At 51.5% G+C, this 14,268-nt stretch carries 17 protein-coding genes; 7 read left to right on the plus strand and 10 right to left on the minus strand.

Features of this window, described 5'->3' with window-relative positions; all coding sequences use genetic code 11:
* Window positions 1-92: 92 nt before the first annotated feature.
* Entirely contained in the window at window positions 93-152 is a 60-nt protein-coding gene (gene ypfM / locus ACJHWT_RS04885) for a protein YpfM (protein ID WP_001386977.1), read from the minus strand.
* Window positions 153-532: 380 nt separating this feature from the next.
* On the opposite strand from ypfM, the gene ACJHWT_RS04890 reads away from it, so the two are divergent.
* Genes ACJHWT_RS04890 through ACJHWT_RS04900 form a run of 3 tightly spaced genes read left to right on the plus strand, consistent with a single transcriptional unit; the run spans window position 533 to window position 2,248 of the window.
* Window positions 533-889 carry an ArsC family reductase gene (locus ACJHWT_RS04890; protein WP_000258253.1) on the plus strand — a complete coding sequence of 119 codons (357 nt, stop codon included), beginning with the start codon at window positions 533-535 and terminating at the stop codon, window positions 887-889.
* Window positions 890-892: 3 nt separating this feature from the next.
* Window positions 893-2,020 (plus strand): succinyl-diaminopimelate desuccinylase, encoded by a 1,128-nt coding sequence (gene dapE / locus ACJHWT_RS04895; protein WP_001277812.1) that lies wholly within the window; start codon window positions 893-895, stop codon window positions 2,018-2,020.
* A gap of 27 nt (window positions 2,021-2,047) precedes the next feature.
* Window positions 2,048-2,248, plus strand: a complete 201-nt coding sequence (locus tag ACJHWT_RS04900; RefSeq protein WP_000383836.1) for a YpfN family protein — start codon at window positions 2,048-2,050, stop codon at window positions 2,246-2,248.
* An 80-nt stretch (window positions 2,249-2,328) separates the two neighbouring features.
* On the opposite strand, the gene ypfH is transcribed toward ACJHWT_RS04900, so the two are convergent.
* The 8 genes from ypfH to dapA form a co-directional block, all read right to left on the minus strand.
* Window positions 2,329-3,027 carry an esterase gene (gene ypfH / locus ACJHWT_RS04905; RefSeq protein WP_000679819.1) on the minus strand — a complete coding sequence of 233 codons (699 nt, stop codon included), beginning with the start codon at window positions 3,025-3,027 and terminating at the stop codon, window positions 2,329-2,331.
* Between the two features lie 73 nt (window positions 3,028-3,100).
* A complete protein-coding gene (tmcA, locus tag ACJHWT_RS04910; protein WP_000829310.1) occupies window positions 3,101-5,116 on the minus strand; it encodes a tRNA cytosine(34) acetyltransferase TmcA in 2,016 nt (671 codons plus the stop codon).
* 14 nt (window positions 5,117-5,130) lie between these two features.
* Window positions 5,131-5,994: a neutral zinc metallopeptidase gene (locus ACJHWT_RS04915; RefSeq protein WP_001267498.1), complete on the minus strand. Its 864-nt coding sequence runs from the start codon at window positions 5,992-5,994 to the stop codon at window positions 5,131-5,133.
* Between the two features lie 146 nt (window positions 5,995-6,140).
* Window positions 6,141-6,539, minus strand: a complete 399-nt coding sequence (locus ACJHWT_RS04920; RefSeq protein ID WP_000911329.1) for a type II toxin-antitoxin system tRNA(fMet)-specific endonuclease VapC — start codon at window positions 6,537-6,539, stop codon at window positions 6,141-6,143.
* Window positions 6,539-6,766: a toxin-antitoxin system antitoxin VapB gene (gene vapB, locus ACJHWT_RS04925; protein WP_000450524.1), complete on the minus strand. Its 228-nt coding sequence runs from the start codon at window positions 6,764-6,766 to the stop codon at window positions 6,539-6,541. The genes ACJHWT_RS04920 and vapB overlap by 1 nt, the downstream gene beginning before the upstream one ends.
* A gap of 156 nt (window positions 6,767-6,922) precedes the next feature.
* Entirely contained in the window at window positions 6,923-7,636 is a 714-nt protein-coding gene (purC, locus tag ACJHWT_RS04930) for a phosphoribosylaminoimidazolesuccinocarboxamide synthase (RefSeq protein ID WP_001295467.1), read from the minus strand.
* A 212-nt stretch (window positions 7,637-7,848) separates the two neighbouring features.
* Window positions 7,849-8,883, minus strand: coding sequence for an outer membrane protein assembly factor BamC (bamC, locus tag ACJHWT_RS04935; RefSeq protein WP_001297320.1), 1,035 nt, complete (start codon window positions 8,881-8,883; stop codon window positions 7,849-7,851).
* A 16-nt stretch (window positions 8,884-8,899) separates the two neighbouring features.
* Window positions 8,900-9,778: a 4-hydroxy-tetrahydrodipicolinate synthase gene (gene dapA, locus ACJHWT_RS04940; protein ID WP_001295469.1), complete on the minus strand. Its 879-nt coding sequence runs from the start codon at window positions 9,776-9,778 to the stop codon at window positions 8,900-8,902.
* A 145-nt stretch (window positions 9,779-9,923) separates the two neighbouring features.
* Here dapA and ACJHWT_RS04945 point away from each other — a divergent pair, with 145 nt between their 5' ends.
* Together ACJHWT_RS04945 and bcp are read left to right on the plus strand one after the other, a co-directional pair.
* Window positions 9,924-10,496: a glycine cleavage system transcriptional repressor gene (locus ACJHWT_RS04945; protein WP_000176187.1), complete on the plus strand. Its 573-nt coding sequence runs from the start codon at window positions 9,924-9,926 to the stop codon at window positions 10,494-10,496.
* Entirely contained in the window at window positions 10,496-10,966 is a 471-nt protein-coding gene (bcp, locus tag ACJHWT_RS04950) for a thioredoxin-dependent thiol peroxidase (protein WP_001068682.1), read from the plus strand. The genes ACJHWT_RS04945 and bcp overlap by 1 nt, the downstream gene beginning before the upstream one ends.
* Window positions 10,967-11,064: 98 nt before the next feature.
* On the opposite strand, the gene ACJHWT_RS04955 is transcribed toward bcp, so the two are convergent.
* Complete coding sequence (locus ACJHWT_RS04955) at window positions 11,065-12,126, minus strand: AI-2E family transporter (RefSeq protein ID WP_000892043.1); 1,062 nt, start codon at window positions 12,124-12,126, stop codon at window positions 11,065-11,067.
* Window positions 12,127-12,338: 212 nt separating this feature from the next.
* On the opposite strand from ACJHWT_RS04955, the gene bepA reads away from it, so the two are divergent.
* The gene (gene bepA / locus ACJHWT_RS04960; RefSeq protein ID WP_000489684.1) at window positions 12,339-13,802 is read left to right on the plus strand and encodes a beta-barrel assembly-enhancing protease; all 1,464 of its coding nucleotides are present in this window, start codon (window positions 12,339-12,341) and stop codon (window positions 13,800-13,802) included.
* 20 nt (window positions 13,803-13,822) lie between these two features.
* Complete coding sequence (gene arsC, locus ACJHWT_RS04965) at window positions 13,823-14,182, plus strand: arsenate reductase (glutaredoxin) (protein WP_000166449.1); 360 nt, start codon at window positions 13,823-13,825, stop codon at window positions 14,180-14,182.
* Window positions 14,183-14,268: the final 86 nt, after the last annotated feature.

Consider the following 14,268-nt stretch of genomic DNA (forward strand, 5'->3'; position numbering starts at 1 on the left):
AAAAAGGCGACATGCCAATGTGTCGCCCTTTTCAACTTTCCGATTAAGAACCTGCTCAGCGGATTCTTGCTGTTTGTACTTTGTCTCAGGAATTACTTACGAAGCATAACTTCGATAAAGTCTTTCCAGTTCCCCAGTTCACGTTCAATCATAACAACCTCTCTTATAATTATGGGTATTCTACGGAAACAATATACCGTGGTGAAGCTAATTTACTCGATTGCTGTGATGACTACCTCCGGGGGACAAACCTTATGTAAATACTATGGTCCTGCGGTGATGATTTGTATGTGATGCACCGCAACATTTCGAGATATTCATACGGCATCTAATACTGATTTAATTCTGGTTAAAATACAGACAGATAACAAGATGAATATTCTTAATGTTTACGTTAAAAATGTTTAATGTTATTTAATGGTTGTTAATTTGAATACTTCGATAATGTTATATTTCCTGATAATCATTTGCAGGCAAAATGTTTTCACCTTTAAATGAGTATTTATTCTCATAAATCGAAAAAGGATTCATTATGGTTACACTTTACGGCATCAAAAATTGTGACACCATTAAGAAGGCTCGCCGTTGGCTGGAAGCTAATAACATCGACTATCGTTTTCATGATTACCGCGTCGATGGATTGGACAGCGAATTATTGAACGGTTTTATCAACGAATTAGGCTGGGAAGCGTTACTCAACACCCGTGGTACAACCTGGCGTAAACTGGACGAAACCACCCGCAATAAAATCACCGATGCGGCCTCTGCGGCGACATTAATGACTGAAATGCCTGCAATTATCAAACGTCCATTGCTCTGCGCGCCTGGTAAGCCTATGCTGCTGGGTTTCAGTGAATCCAGTTATCAGCAATTTTTCCATGAGGTGTAGTCTATGTCGTGCCCGGTTATTGAGCTGACACAACAGCTTATTCGCCGCCCTTCCCTGAGTCCTGATGACGCAGGATGCCAGGCTTTGTTGATTGAACGTTTGCAGGCGATCGGTTTTACCGTTGAACGCATGGACTTTGCCGACACGCAGAATTTTTGGGCATGGCGTGGGCAGGGTGAAACGTTAGCCTTTGCCGGGCATACCGACGTGGTGCCGCCTGGCGACGCCGACCGTTGGATCAATCCGCCGTTTGAACCCACCATTCGTGATGGCATGTTATTCGGGCGCGGTGCGGCAGATATGAAAGGCTCGCTGGCGGCGATGGTGGTAGCGTCAGAACGCTTTGTCGCACAACATCCCAACCATACGGGACGACTGGCATTTCTGATCACCTCTGATGAAGAAGCCAGTGCCCACAACGGTACGGTAAAAGTCGTCGAAGCGTTAATGGCGCGTAATGAGCGTCTCGATTACTGCCTGGTCGGCGAACCGTCGAGTATCGAAGTGGTTGGTGATGTGGTGAAAAATGGTCGTCGCGGATCGTTAACCTGTAACCTTACTATTCATGGCGTGCAGGGGCATGTTGCCTACCCACATCTGGCTGACAATCCGGTACATCGCGCAGCACCTTTCCTTAATGAATTAGTGGCTATTGAGTGGGATCAGGGCAATGAATTCTTCCCGGCGACCAGTATGCAGATTGCCAATATTCAGGCGGGAACGGGCAGTAACAACGTTATTCCGGGTGAACTGTTTGTGCAGTTTAACTTCCGCTTCAGCACCGAACTGACGGATGAGATGATCAAAGCGCAGGTACTTGCCCTGCTTGAAAAACATCAACTGCGCTATACGGTGGATTGGTGGCTTTCCGGGCAGCCATTTTTGACCGCGCGCGGTAAACTGGTGGATGCGGTCGTTAACGCGGTTGAGCACTATAATGAAATTAAACCGCAGCTACTGACCACAGGCGGAACGTCCGACGGGCGCTTTATTGCCCGCATGGGGGCGCAGGTGGTGGAACTCGGGCCGGTCAATGCCACGATTCATAAAATTAATGAATGTGTGAACGCTGCCGACCTGCAGCTACTTGCCCGTATGTATCAACGTATCATGGAACAGCTCGTCGCCTGATGAGTGGTTCTGCAAGAGGAAATAAGCATGGACTGGCTGGCTAAATATTGGTGGATTCTGGTGATTGTCTTTTTGGTAGGCGTCCTGCTGAACGTGATTAAAGATCTCAAGCGCGTCGACCATAAGAAATTTCTCGCCAACAAGCCGGAGCTTCCCCCGCATCGTGATTTCAACGATAAGTGGGACGATGACGACGACTGGCCGAAAAAGGATCAACCGAAGAAGTAAGCTAAGTGGCCGGATAAGGCGTTAACGCCGCATCCGGCCATGATGCCTGATACAGTCTTATCAGACCTACCCGGCTATTATTACATCATTTCAATCACATCATCATCGCCAGGCTTACCGCCGCTTAGCGCTTCGTCGAAATAATGTTTCGGAATGGTATAACGCAAGTGATCCAGGGCTAATTGCATACTGCGATTGTCGATCGCATGGCCTAAATCCTCCACGATATCCAGCGTCACATCGCCACCGGCACTGATTAACGCTTCCTGCGCCGCAACCGCATGCGCCAGATCGATAACCGGATCTTCACCGCCATGAATCAAGTGAATTGTCGTGGCTGTAGACGCGGTTTCCGGCAGGCTCGCGTAGCGTCCGTTGAAGGCAATGACGCGCGAAGCAAGGCCCGGTTCGGCTTTAATGCTCTCCAGCGCCATAATCGCGCCTTGTGAGAAACCGATTAGCGCCGTGGCATTAGCCCCTACTCCGCTTTGTTTCTGCCAGTAGCGCACCGTCTCAATAAACGTCGGCATGATGGCATCCACACGCGCCTGGCGATTATCTTCCGTAATACCCTGCACCGAAAACCACTGACGCCCCGCCGGATTACCGCTCGGCTCCGCGCCACCGACACTCACCACCAGCGCATCAGGAAACAGCGGCGCAAACCAGCTGCCTATTTCCCCCATTGCCACCGGGTTATCCCCGACACCGTGGAAAAGCAGTAACAACTGTTGTGCTGGTTTATCCGGGCTTTGAACAACAAAATGGTCATGTTTCATGGCGAACTCCTTAACTGATGTCATTAATTTTACGCCGCTGACTCACAATGACCATGGGAGAAAATTGAAGGAGTCAGTGAAAAAATTGCCATTGCGTTATGCGATCGCGCAGACGCTCAGTGCGAACATCATCAAGTGCGAATAGCGCCTGCGCTGCCTCTTCCCGCTGGCGAACCAGTAACAGCTTACGGCCTGAAAGTTTAAGTGTGGTACATAACTGCGCGTCGCTGGCGTTTTTCTGTAAACGCCCACGCAGCGCCGGTAATGCCAGTTCGCTGGTTTGTAGCAGACGCAATAAGCAACCTAACGATGTTAATAGCGGACGATGAGTGAAAGCAAAACCGGCCAGTTCAAGCCAGTCGTCGTCAGAAAGGACGGCATCGTTTAGTGGATCAACAGGAAGCATTTCGCCATTCCACTGCGCGAGAGCTTGCGCATCGCGACGTAAACGGTAATGCTCACGTTCAGCCAGCTGTTTACCCGCATCACTCATCGGTAACAGTGCCATCGCCGTATAGCAACCGCTGCTGGCTTCACGATGATTACCCATTCGCACCAGCACAAAACCGCAGCGTTGCCAGAAACGCCATAATTCCCCGGTGTAACCAAAACTCACCGAAAGATAGTCGAGGTCCTGCGTATATTGCAAAGCACCAGCAATCAGTTGCTGACCTGTGCCTTCCCGCTGACGAGCCGGATGAACTGCTATTCGGCTGACCCGCCTTCCGCGCAATGTCGCCGCCAGTGGATTGCTGCCGTGCGCCGCCAGCGACTGGGCCACCAGATTACCCCGCGGGCGACGAAAACCTGCCCATACCGCCTGACTGAGTTCTTGAGATAATCCGCCCTCATCCACCAGCCACAGCGCCCCGGCAATCTCGTTTTCGCCAGCCGCCTGTAAAAAATGTTGCCCTGGTGCATCCATCATCCGGCGTAAATCCAGCGGCGAAGTCCGGTAGTGCGCACCAGACAATAACTGATAAACCTTTAACGGCGTTTCTGGCTCGCTTCGCCATAACGTCTGTTCAAATGCGGAAATAACGATATTGCCTTGTGGTGTATGGGTGAAGTTTTCATCGTCAAAAACCAGTGCCTCACTAACCATTTTTTCCAGCGGGCATCCCTGCGCCCAACGGATCGGCTGTTGTAGTTCAAAACGGTGTAAATGCGGAAAGCGAGCGCAAAATTTCAGCAAAAAACCACGTCCGGTGCCTTCGTAGCCCTGCACCGTAGTAGTTAACAACGTTCGAGGAAAACGCGATACCAGTTGATACAACAACGGCGCAGGTATAGCTGCGGCTTCATCGACCACCAGCCAATCGGCTTGCTCATCGCTGGCTAACAAGGCATCCGGTGCAATAAAGCGAAACTTCTCGCCCGCAAATTGTGCCAGTACATCCGTTGCCGCTTTTGCGGGCGCGGTGACAATCGCACTGCCCGCAATACGAGAAATGAGTTGCCCTGCCAAGGCCGACTTACCGCGCCCACGCGCAGCAGTTACCGCTGCCACGCCCGGCGGCATGGTCAGTAGCTGCTGTAAGAGTTGCTGTTGTTCTGGTTGTGGTGCGCCGGTAGCGGGGTGCCAGTCAGTACGGGGAGTAAAATGCGCCAACGAGAACGGCTGGTTTTGCCGCCAGAGGATAGCGTCGTTATTCGCCGTAAGTACGCGTTTGAAATGCTGGACAAAATGCGGCGTCGCAATAGGGTCAGGGCAATCACTCCAGCGCAGCGAGTCGGCATCAGGTTGGTTTTCCCACTCATCCCATATAGGGAGTAACAACACCAGCCAGCTTCCCGCTTTCAACGTTCCGCTAAGTGCGGCAAAGGAAGCAGCATCAAAGCCGTGACGGGCGTCGAATACCGCATGCCGGAACTCGCGCCCAAGTAAAGTTTGTAGCGCCGAGGGAAAACAGTGGTTTTCAGCATCTGGCTGCGGCGAAATCCACAGCCAGTCGCCAGGTAAGGCATCACGCAACTTAAGCGCATGATCAAAACACCAACCCTCTTCCCCGCTCAACACCAGCAAGCGGCGGATCCCTTCACGTTTCATTTGCGCTGTTAATGTGTGAAGCGCAGTCAGTTCAGCCATCCCTGCCCCGGAAGTTAAATGCTTTTACCAAAAGTATTGCATTGTGCCGGATCGCCGCTGTCGAAACCACGTTTAAACCAGCTGTAGCGTTGCTGAGAAGTACCATGAGTGAAACTGTCTGGTACTACTCGCCCCTGACTTTGCTGTTGTAAACGGTCATCGCCGATGGCCTGCGCCGCATTCAGCGCCTCTTCCAGATCGCCGGTTTCCAGAACGCCTTGCTGCTGCATACTATGCCCCCAGACACCGGCAAAACAGTCGGCCTGGAGTTCCATACGCACAGATAAGCGGTTCACTTCCGCCTGCGTCGCGTTTTGTTGCAGTTGACGAACTTTCGGCTCGATGCCTAACAGTTTCTGCACATGATGACCGACTTCATGGGCGATAACGTACCCCTGGGCAAAATCGCCATCCGCGCCAAGTTTGTCTTTCATGTCATCATAGAAAGAGAGATCGATATAAACCGTGCCATCCGCCGGGCAATAGAATGGCCCCATAATGGACTGTCCCGCCCCGCAGCCGGTACGCGTCATTCCACGGTACATGACCAGCTTCGGTTGCTGATAGGTTTTACCCATCTTCTCGAATTGCTGTCCCCAGGTGTCTTCCGTGGTTGCCAGAATCACCGAGGTGAATTTTGCGGCTTCGTCTTCATTAGGGCTAATTGACCGCGTTGATTGCTGTTGGGAAACCGGCTGTCCGGTCATCAACCCGGTTAAATCAACGCCATAGTAGCCTGCAACCAGCACGACTATCAGTAAAATCAGCCCGCCTTTACCGCTTGGCAGGCGAAAACCGGGACCGCCCATAGACGGACCACCAGAGCTGTTGCGCCTGTCTTCAACATTGTCACTTTCACGTCGCCCTTGCCAACGCATAGATACCTCAACAATATATTCATTATAGAAATGATCGTAGGTGGTTCAGAGGAAGATTACCACAGGAAAGCGGGATGAAATGGCGGAGGAATTAAGGCTTCATGCCACGTTATATAATTTACGAATGTTAGAAGTAAAAGAGAATGTTAGCTCCAGTCTTCTAGTCTGATTCCCGCCACTCGCTCAAACTCTCGGGTATTGTTGGTTACCACAATCAAACCGCGACTGCGAGCATGTCCCGCTATCATCTGGTCAAAAGGTCCAACAGGCCTTCCCTGCCGGGCAAGCTCGGCCCTGATTTGCCCAGTATGCGTCGCAGCAGCACTATCATAATCAAGCACTTCCAAACGAGATACGAAACCTTCAATCACCGCCAAATTGCGTTCTGGCATCTGACTTTTTTCTGCCCCATAGATAAGCTCCATCAATGTTACAGAACTTATACACATCCGGCCAGAATTCAGGTTAAACCGCTCTCTGACATGTACTGGTTTATTCTTAATAGTGAAAATACAGATGTTGGTATCCAGCATGAATTTCAGCATCAGAATGATTCCCTTTCCTGCATTGCGGGTTGATCACGGATATCCATAAAATCCGCACTCACATTTTCGCCATCAAACCAACTGTCCCAGGACTCACCGGCGGGAGTGATGATTCTTGTACGACCAATCGCAATAATTTCTACTTTCTTAACGTCCTCTGGCAGAGCGACCGCTTTCGGTAATCTGACGGCCTGACTGCGATTACTTAAAAATACAGTAGTTTCCATAGCCCCCCCTTTTTTTTGGGATATACGTCATGTATATACATATTGGCCTGTTATTACTTTCCTGTCAAAGGGAGATAATGCGAAGTATTGTAGCGGGGGTATCGAAGACATTTAGCCGGAGTACCCTCCGGCTAAATAAACAAGCAACCAGAAAAATCAGTCCAGCTGTACACCCAGGCGGCGGGCGACGGCTTCATAGGCCTCGATCAGGCCACCGAGGCTCTGGCGGAAACGGTCTTTGTCCATTTTCTCCAGCGTTTCTTTGTCCCACAGGCGGCTGCCGTCCGGGGAGAACTCATCGCCCAGTACCACTTCACCTTTGTACAGACCAAACTCCAGCTTGAAGTCGACCAGAATCAGACCAGCATCATCGAACAGTTTTTTCAGCACGTCGTTCGCTTTGTAGGTCAGCTCTTTCATACGCGCCAGGTTCTCTTTACTTACCCAGCCAAAGGTTTCGCAGTAAGATTCGTTGACCATCGGATCGTGCATGGCGTCGTTTTTCAGGAACAGATCGAACAGCGGCGGGTTCAGCTCAATACCTTCTTCGATTCCAAGACGTTTCACCAGAGAGCCAGCAGCACGGTTACGCACGACACACTCAACCGGCACCATATCCAGCTTTTTCACCAGACATTCGGTATCGGAGAGCAGACGCTCCATTTGAGTCGGGATACCCGCTTCAGCCAGTTTGCTCATAATGAAGTAGTTGAACTTGTTGTTCACCATACCTTTGCGATCAAACTGCTCAATGCGCGCGCCATCCCCTGCTGACGTATCATTGCGGAATTCGAGCACCAACAGGTCCGGGTTTTCCGTGCTGTATACGGTTTTCGCTTTACCACGATACAACTCAGCTTGCTTTTGCATCTTTATCACTCCTGGGTGTGAATTAACGTTTTAAAATCTTTTGCTGTCTGGTGTGCCGGATGTTTTGTCGGATGCGGCGTGAACGCCTTATCCGACCTACGTCCGACAAACAAATTTCGTGCGAATTACCGCTAAAATCGCGTTTTTCTGTCGACGCACACGTTTGCGTATCATATCAGAAAAAAGGGCCGGATGACTCCAGCCCTGTATTTTTACTTGCTAAACGCAGCCTGGAAGACAGCTACCAGCGCGTCGTTCTGACTCTGAGTCAGAGTATGACCTTTCGGATCGATGAACTGTAGGCTGCTGCGGTTATCTAAATCGCCAACCTGCAGTTTATAGTCACCGGATGCCAGGCCTGGATCGCTCGCGCCCAGTTCCTGCCAGTCGCTGTCAGACAGCGGCTTATAAGTTACGGCCATGTTGCCCTGCGAACGGGTGCTGTCGGTCACTTTCATGCCCACTTTTTCCAGCGCCGCTGGCAGACGTTGCCAAACCACATTGAACGGCCCGCGTACGACCAGCATTGGTAAACCGGTGTCATCAGCTGCACTTTGTACGTCCATAGTGGTGGAGGCACGGTTTTGCGCAGCGTTCGCGGCGTCAGTGGCAGATTTATCCAGACCGGCGGAAATAACGTTCATCATCTCCGTGCTGTAACGCTGCATGGAAGCCGCGTCTGCAACCGGTTTGCCCGCCTGTTCCAGGTTCAGCAGTTTAACCGTAACCGCCTGCTGATAACCCTGCGGCTTAACAGAGATTTGATAACGACCACGATACTGCTCGTCTTCGTCCAGACGGTTCCATTGTACCCAATCGGTGGTCAGTGTCTGACCAGCATCATCACGTTGGGTGATGGTGTAGTTTTTCGCCTGCAGCACGCTAACCACCTGCGGCCACAGAGTATTGCCACGACCATTTTCCACCAGCAATGAAGCGGTATCGCCCGTGAACTGGGTACGCGCGCCAGAAACCAGTGCCAACGGCTGGGCTGGTGGACGAATGTCCAGCGCCTTACCGACAGCACCACTACCGTTGGTCACCGGGATTGCATAATCGCCGGAGGTCACCGGCAAAATCATTCCAGCCGGGGCATGAAGCTCCGCAAGCGGTGCCGCTTCCAGGTAGGCTTCATCACCACTGACCTGACGCTTATAGCGTGAGTCAGAACTACAGGCAGCGAGTAATAAAACAAGCGAAACACCCGCAACCTTTGCCAGGCGCGACTTTTGAACAGAGTAAGCCATCAAATCTCCCTAAACTTTACAGCAAACCGGCATGCTTAAGCGCCGCTCTGACCGTCTCACGACCACTGTCGGTGATTGGTGTCATTGGCAGGCGCAGCGTATCGGTCGCCACAAGACCCAGTTCCTTACATGCCCATTTCACCGGGATTGGATTGGGTTCGACAAATAGTTTGTTGTGTAATGGCATCAGACGCTGATTAATAACGCGTGCCTCGGCAAAATGCCCTTCTGCTGCCAGTTTGCACATCTGGGCCATATCACGCGCTGCGACGTTAGCCGTAACGGAAATAACCCCATGACCGCCTAATTGCATGAAGTCCAGCGCGCTCGCATCATCGCCGCTCAGCAGAACAAAATCATCTGAAACCAGCTCTTTGATCTGGTTTACACGCGTTAAGTTCCCTGTTGCCTCTTTGATTCCGATAATATTTTTTACTTTCGCCAGACGGCCCACCGTTTCCGGGAGCAGATCGCAGCCAGTACGGGACGGCACATTATACAGAATTTGCGGCAGGTCAGTATGTTCAGCGATGGCTTTGAAATGCTGATACAAACCTTCTTGCGACGGACGATTGTAGTAAGGGGTTACCGTCAGGCAGCCGACGATACCGCTGTCATTGAAGCGCTGCGTCAGGCTAATGGCTTCCGCAGTAGCGTTAGCACCGGTCCCGGCAATCACCGGAATGCGCCCGTCAGCCAGCTCCAGCGTCATCATCACCACATCAGCATGTTCGTCATGATTTAAGGTAGCGGACTCGCCAGTGGTGCCAACAGAAACGATCGCCGAAGTACCGCTGGCGACATGATAATCAATCAGTTTTTTCAAGCTAGCCCGACAGACATTACCTTTTTCATCCATCGGAGTAACAATCGCGACAATACTTCCCGTGAACATGGGCCATCCTCTGTGCAAACAAGTGTCTCAATGGTACGTTTGGTATGGCATTAAAAGCAAGCAGACAGAACCGTTCTGATTGTTGTATGCATGTTTTTTTTATGCTTTCCTTAAGAACAACTCACCCCTTGAAGGAATAACCAGTTTGACACTGTCATCGCAACATTATCTGGTGATCACTGCGTTGGGTGCCGATCGCCCTGGAATAGTGAACACCATCACCCGTCATGTCAGTAGTTGCGGCTGTAATATTGAAGACAGTCGCCTGGCGATGCTGGGAGAAGAGTTCACGTTTATCATGCTGCTTTCCGGTTCATGGAATGCCATTACTCTGATTGAATCAACGTTACCGTTGAAAGGTGCCGAGCTGGATCTTTTAATCGTGATGAAGCGCACGACGGCGCGTCCGCGTCCGCCAATGCCAGCATCTGTCTGGGTTCAGGTCGATGTGGCAGACTCCCCGCATTTAATTGAACGCTTCACAGCACTTTTCGACGCGCATCATATGAACATTGCGGAGCTGGTGTCGCGCACGCAACCTGCTGAAAATGAACGGGCTGCGCAGTTGCATATTCAGATAACTGCCCACAGCCCCGCATCTGCGGACGCAGCAAATATTGAGCAAGCGTTCAAAGCCCTATGTACAGAACTCAATGCACAAGGCAGTATTAACGTCGTCAATTATTCCCAACATGATGAACAGGATGGAGTTAAGTAATGAATCCACTGAAAGCCGGTGATATCGCACCGAAATTTAGCTTGCCGGATCAAGACGGAGAACAAGTTAATTTGACCGACTTCCAGGGACAGCGTGTTCTGGTTTATTTCTACCCGAAAGCCATGACCCCCGGCTGTACCGTACAGGCCTGCGGCTTACGCGATAACATGGATGAGTTGAAAAAAGCGGGCGTTGATGTGCTGGGTATCAGCACCGATAAACCCGAAAAACTCTCCCGTTTTGCGGAAAAAGAGCTGCTTAACTTTACGCTCCTGTCTGATGAGGACCACCAGGTGTGCGAACAATTCGGCGTCTGGGGTGAAAAGTCCTTCATGGGCAAAACCTACGATGGTATTCATCGCATCAGCTTCCTGATTGACGCTGATGGCAAAATCGAACATGTCTTTGACGATTTCAAAACCAGCAATCACCACGACGTTGTGCTGAACTGGCTGAAAGAACACGCCTGATTACTTTGCTCCATTCCGTGCTGGCTGCGCTTGCGGCCAGCACATCTCACATCTTCTCACTGCCCTGCAACACTCGTTTCAAATTTTTTCGCTGAAGGTCAGTCTTGCGCGATTTGCCCATCGGGCCAGGCGTGAATCACGGCTTTGATCAGCGTCGCCAATGGAATGGCGAAGAATACGCCCCAGAATCCCCACAAACCACCGAAGATCACTACTGATAAAATAATGACCAGCGGATGCAGGTTAACCGCTTCGGAGAACAACACAGGTACTAACAGGTTGCCGTCCAGCGCCTGAATGATCAGATACACCGCGAAGCAGCTCCAGAATTCCGTGCCAGCACCAAACTGGAATAGCGCCACGCCAACCACCGGAATGGTCACCACAAATGCACCAATGTACGGAATAAGTACCGAGAAGCCGACCAGCACCGCCAGCAGCAGCGAATAGTTCAGCCCGAAGAGTAAGAATCCCAGCCAGGTGGCAATCCCCACCACGATCATCTCCAGCACTTTGCCGCGGATATAGTTGGTGATTTGTTGATTCATCTCCTTCCACACCTGTCCTGCCAGTCCACGGTTACGCGGCAGCACCCGGCGAACGGCGTTCAGCATCTGCTCTTTGTCTTTCAGCAGGAAGAAGACCATCAATGGTACCAGCACCAGATAGACGGCAATGGTCAGCAAACCGACCAGCGAGGCGAGGGAAATTTTCACCACCGAATCGCCCATGGTCAGCATCCGACTGCGCATATTTTCGGCCATTGCATCAATAATGCCAGCATCCATTAACGCCGGATAGCGGCGCGGCAACGTGGCGGCAAAGTCAGAAAGCTTATTGAGCATCCCCGGCATATCGCGGATTAAGTAGATGCCCTGCTGCCAGGCGATAGGCAGTACCACGAACGCCATCAGTAGCAATATACCGACGAAAACCACCAATACAATCGACGTCGCCCAGCGGCGGGAGCAGCCAATAGACTGCAGGCGGACAGTCGGCCATTCCAGCAAATAGGCCAGCACAATAGCCACCAGCAACGGCGCGAGTAGGCCGCTAAAGAAAAAGATAATGCCAAAACCAGCAACCAAAATAACCAGCAAGGCAATCGCTTCCGGGTCGCTAAAACGGCGGCGATACCATTGCATCAACATTTCGAGCATACAGACCTTCCCTGAACCTCAAGAGCGGGATTGCGATCCGCAATTGTATCGAAATGCCACAAAAAAGACTTCGCTTTTTATGACGGATTCAGGAAACTGAAAAGTCATTTGAGTGGGCTAATCTTCGCCGTTACACTCAAAGGCGGCGCGGTGGGAACGATATTTCACAGTATCGGTCAAATGACTATCTCCAGAAATACAGGATAGAGGTTATGTTCAGGCAGTTGAAAAAAAACCTGGTTGCAACCCTCATTGCTGCTATGACCATTGGTCAGGTAGCCCCGGCGTTTGCCGACAGCGCAGACACCTTGCCGGATATGGGAACCTCCGCAGGAAGCACACTTTCCATTGGTCAGGAAATGCAGATGGGCGACTATTATGTCCGCCAGCTACGCGGCAGCGCGCCGTTAATTAATGATCCGCTGTTAACGCAATACATTAATTCGCTAGGAATGCGTCTGGTTTCGCATGCCAATTCGGTTAAGACACCGTTTCATTTCTTTCTGATCAACAACGATGAAATTAACGCCTTTGCTTTCTTTGGCGGCAACGTGGTGCTGCACTCTGCCCTGTTCCGTTATTCCGATAACGAAAGTCAACTGGCTTCAGTTATGGCGCACGAAATCTCCCACGTCACCCAACGTCACCTGGCGCGAGCGATGGAAGATCAGCAGCGCAGCGCGCCGCTGACCTGGGTCGGCGCGTTAGGTTCTATTTTACTTGCGATGGCCAGTCCGCAGGCGGGGATGGCGGCGCTGACCAGTACACTGGCGGGAACGCGCCAGGGGATGATCAGTTTCACCCAGCAAAATGAACAGGAAGCGGACCGCATTGGTATTCAGGTGCTGCAACGCTCGGGATTCGATCCGCAGGCGATGCCGACCTTCCTCGAAAAATTACTCGATCAGGCGCGTTACTCCTCGCGTCCGCCGGAAATTTTATTGACTCACCCGTTGCCGGAAAGTCGTCTGGCAGATGCCCGCAACCGTGCTAATCAGATGCGCCCGATAGTGGTGCAATCGTCAGAAGATTTCTATCTGGCGAAAGTGCGCACACTGGGGATGTATAATTCCGGACGTAACCAGCTCACCAGTGATTTGCTGGATGAATGGGCGAAAGGAAACGTTCGTCAGCAACGAGCGGCGCAATATGGTCGTGCTCTACAGGCGATGGAAGCCAATAAATACGACGAGGCGCGTAAAACGCTGCAACCGTTACTGGCGGCAGAACCTGGCAACGCATGGTATCTCGATCTGGCTACTGATATCGATCTTGGGCAAAACAAAGCCAATGAGGCGATCAATCGTCTGAAAAATGCCCGCGATTTACGCACCAATCCGGTGTTGCAGCTCAACCTGGCGAACGCTTATCTGCAAGGCGGTCAACCACAAGAAGCGGCCAATATTCTGAATCGCTACACCTTTAATAATAAAGATGACAGCAACGGCTGGGATTTGCTGGCACAGGCGGAAGCCGCGCTAAATAACCGCGATCAGGAGCTGGCTGCGCGAGCAGAAGGTTATGCGCTCGCCGGACGACTCGATCAGGCCATTTCGCTGTTGAGTAGCGCCAGTTCGCAGGTGAAATTAGGCAGCCTGCAACAAGCGCGTTACGATGCGCGCATCGACCAGTTGCGCCAGCTGCAGGAACGCTTTAAGCCTTATACCAAGATGTAATTCGCATTAAAGGAAGAACAATGACCAAACAGGTAAAAATCTACCATAACCCACGCTGTTCAAAGAGCCGGGAAACGCTGAACCTGCTGAAAGAAAACGGCGTGGAGCCAGAAGTGGTGCTCTACCTTGAGACACCCGCCGATGCGGCAACGCTGCGTGATTTGCTGAAAATGCTGGGGATGAATAGCGCCCGTGAATTGATGCGCCAGAAAGAGGATCTTTATAAAGAACTGAACCTGGCTGACAGTTCGCTTAGCGAAGAGGCGCTGATTCAGGCAATGGTGGATAATCCGAAGCTAATGGAGCGCCCGATTGTGGTCGCGAATGGCAAAGCGCGGATTGGTCGTCCACCGGAGCAGGTACTGGAAATCGTGGGTTAAGAAGTGCTCCATCGCTAGTTGAAGCACATTGCCGGATGCGACGCTTGCCGCGTCTTATCCGGCCGACGAATACTATGGGTGCATAT

It is taken from the genome of Escherichia sp. WS338, from assembly GCF_046486405.1.
Classification (GTDB): Bacteria; Pseudomonadota; Gammaproteobacteria; order Enterobacterales; family Enterobacteriaceae; genus Escherichia; species Escherichia coli.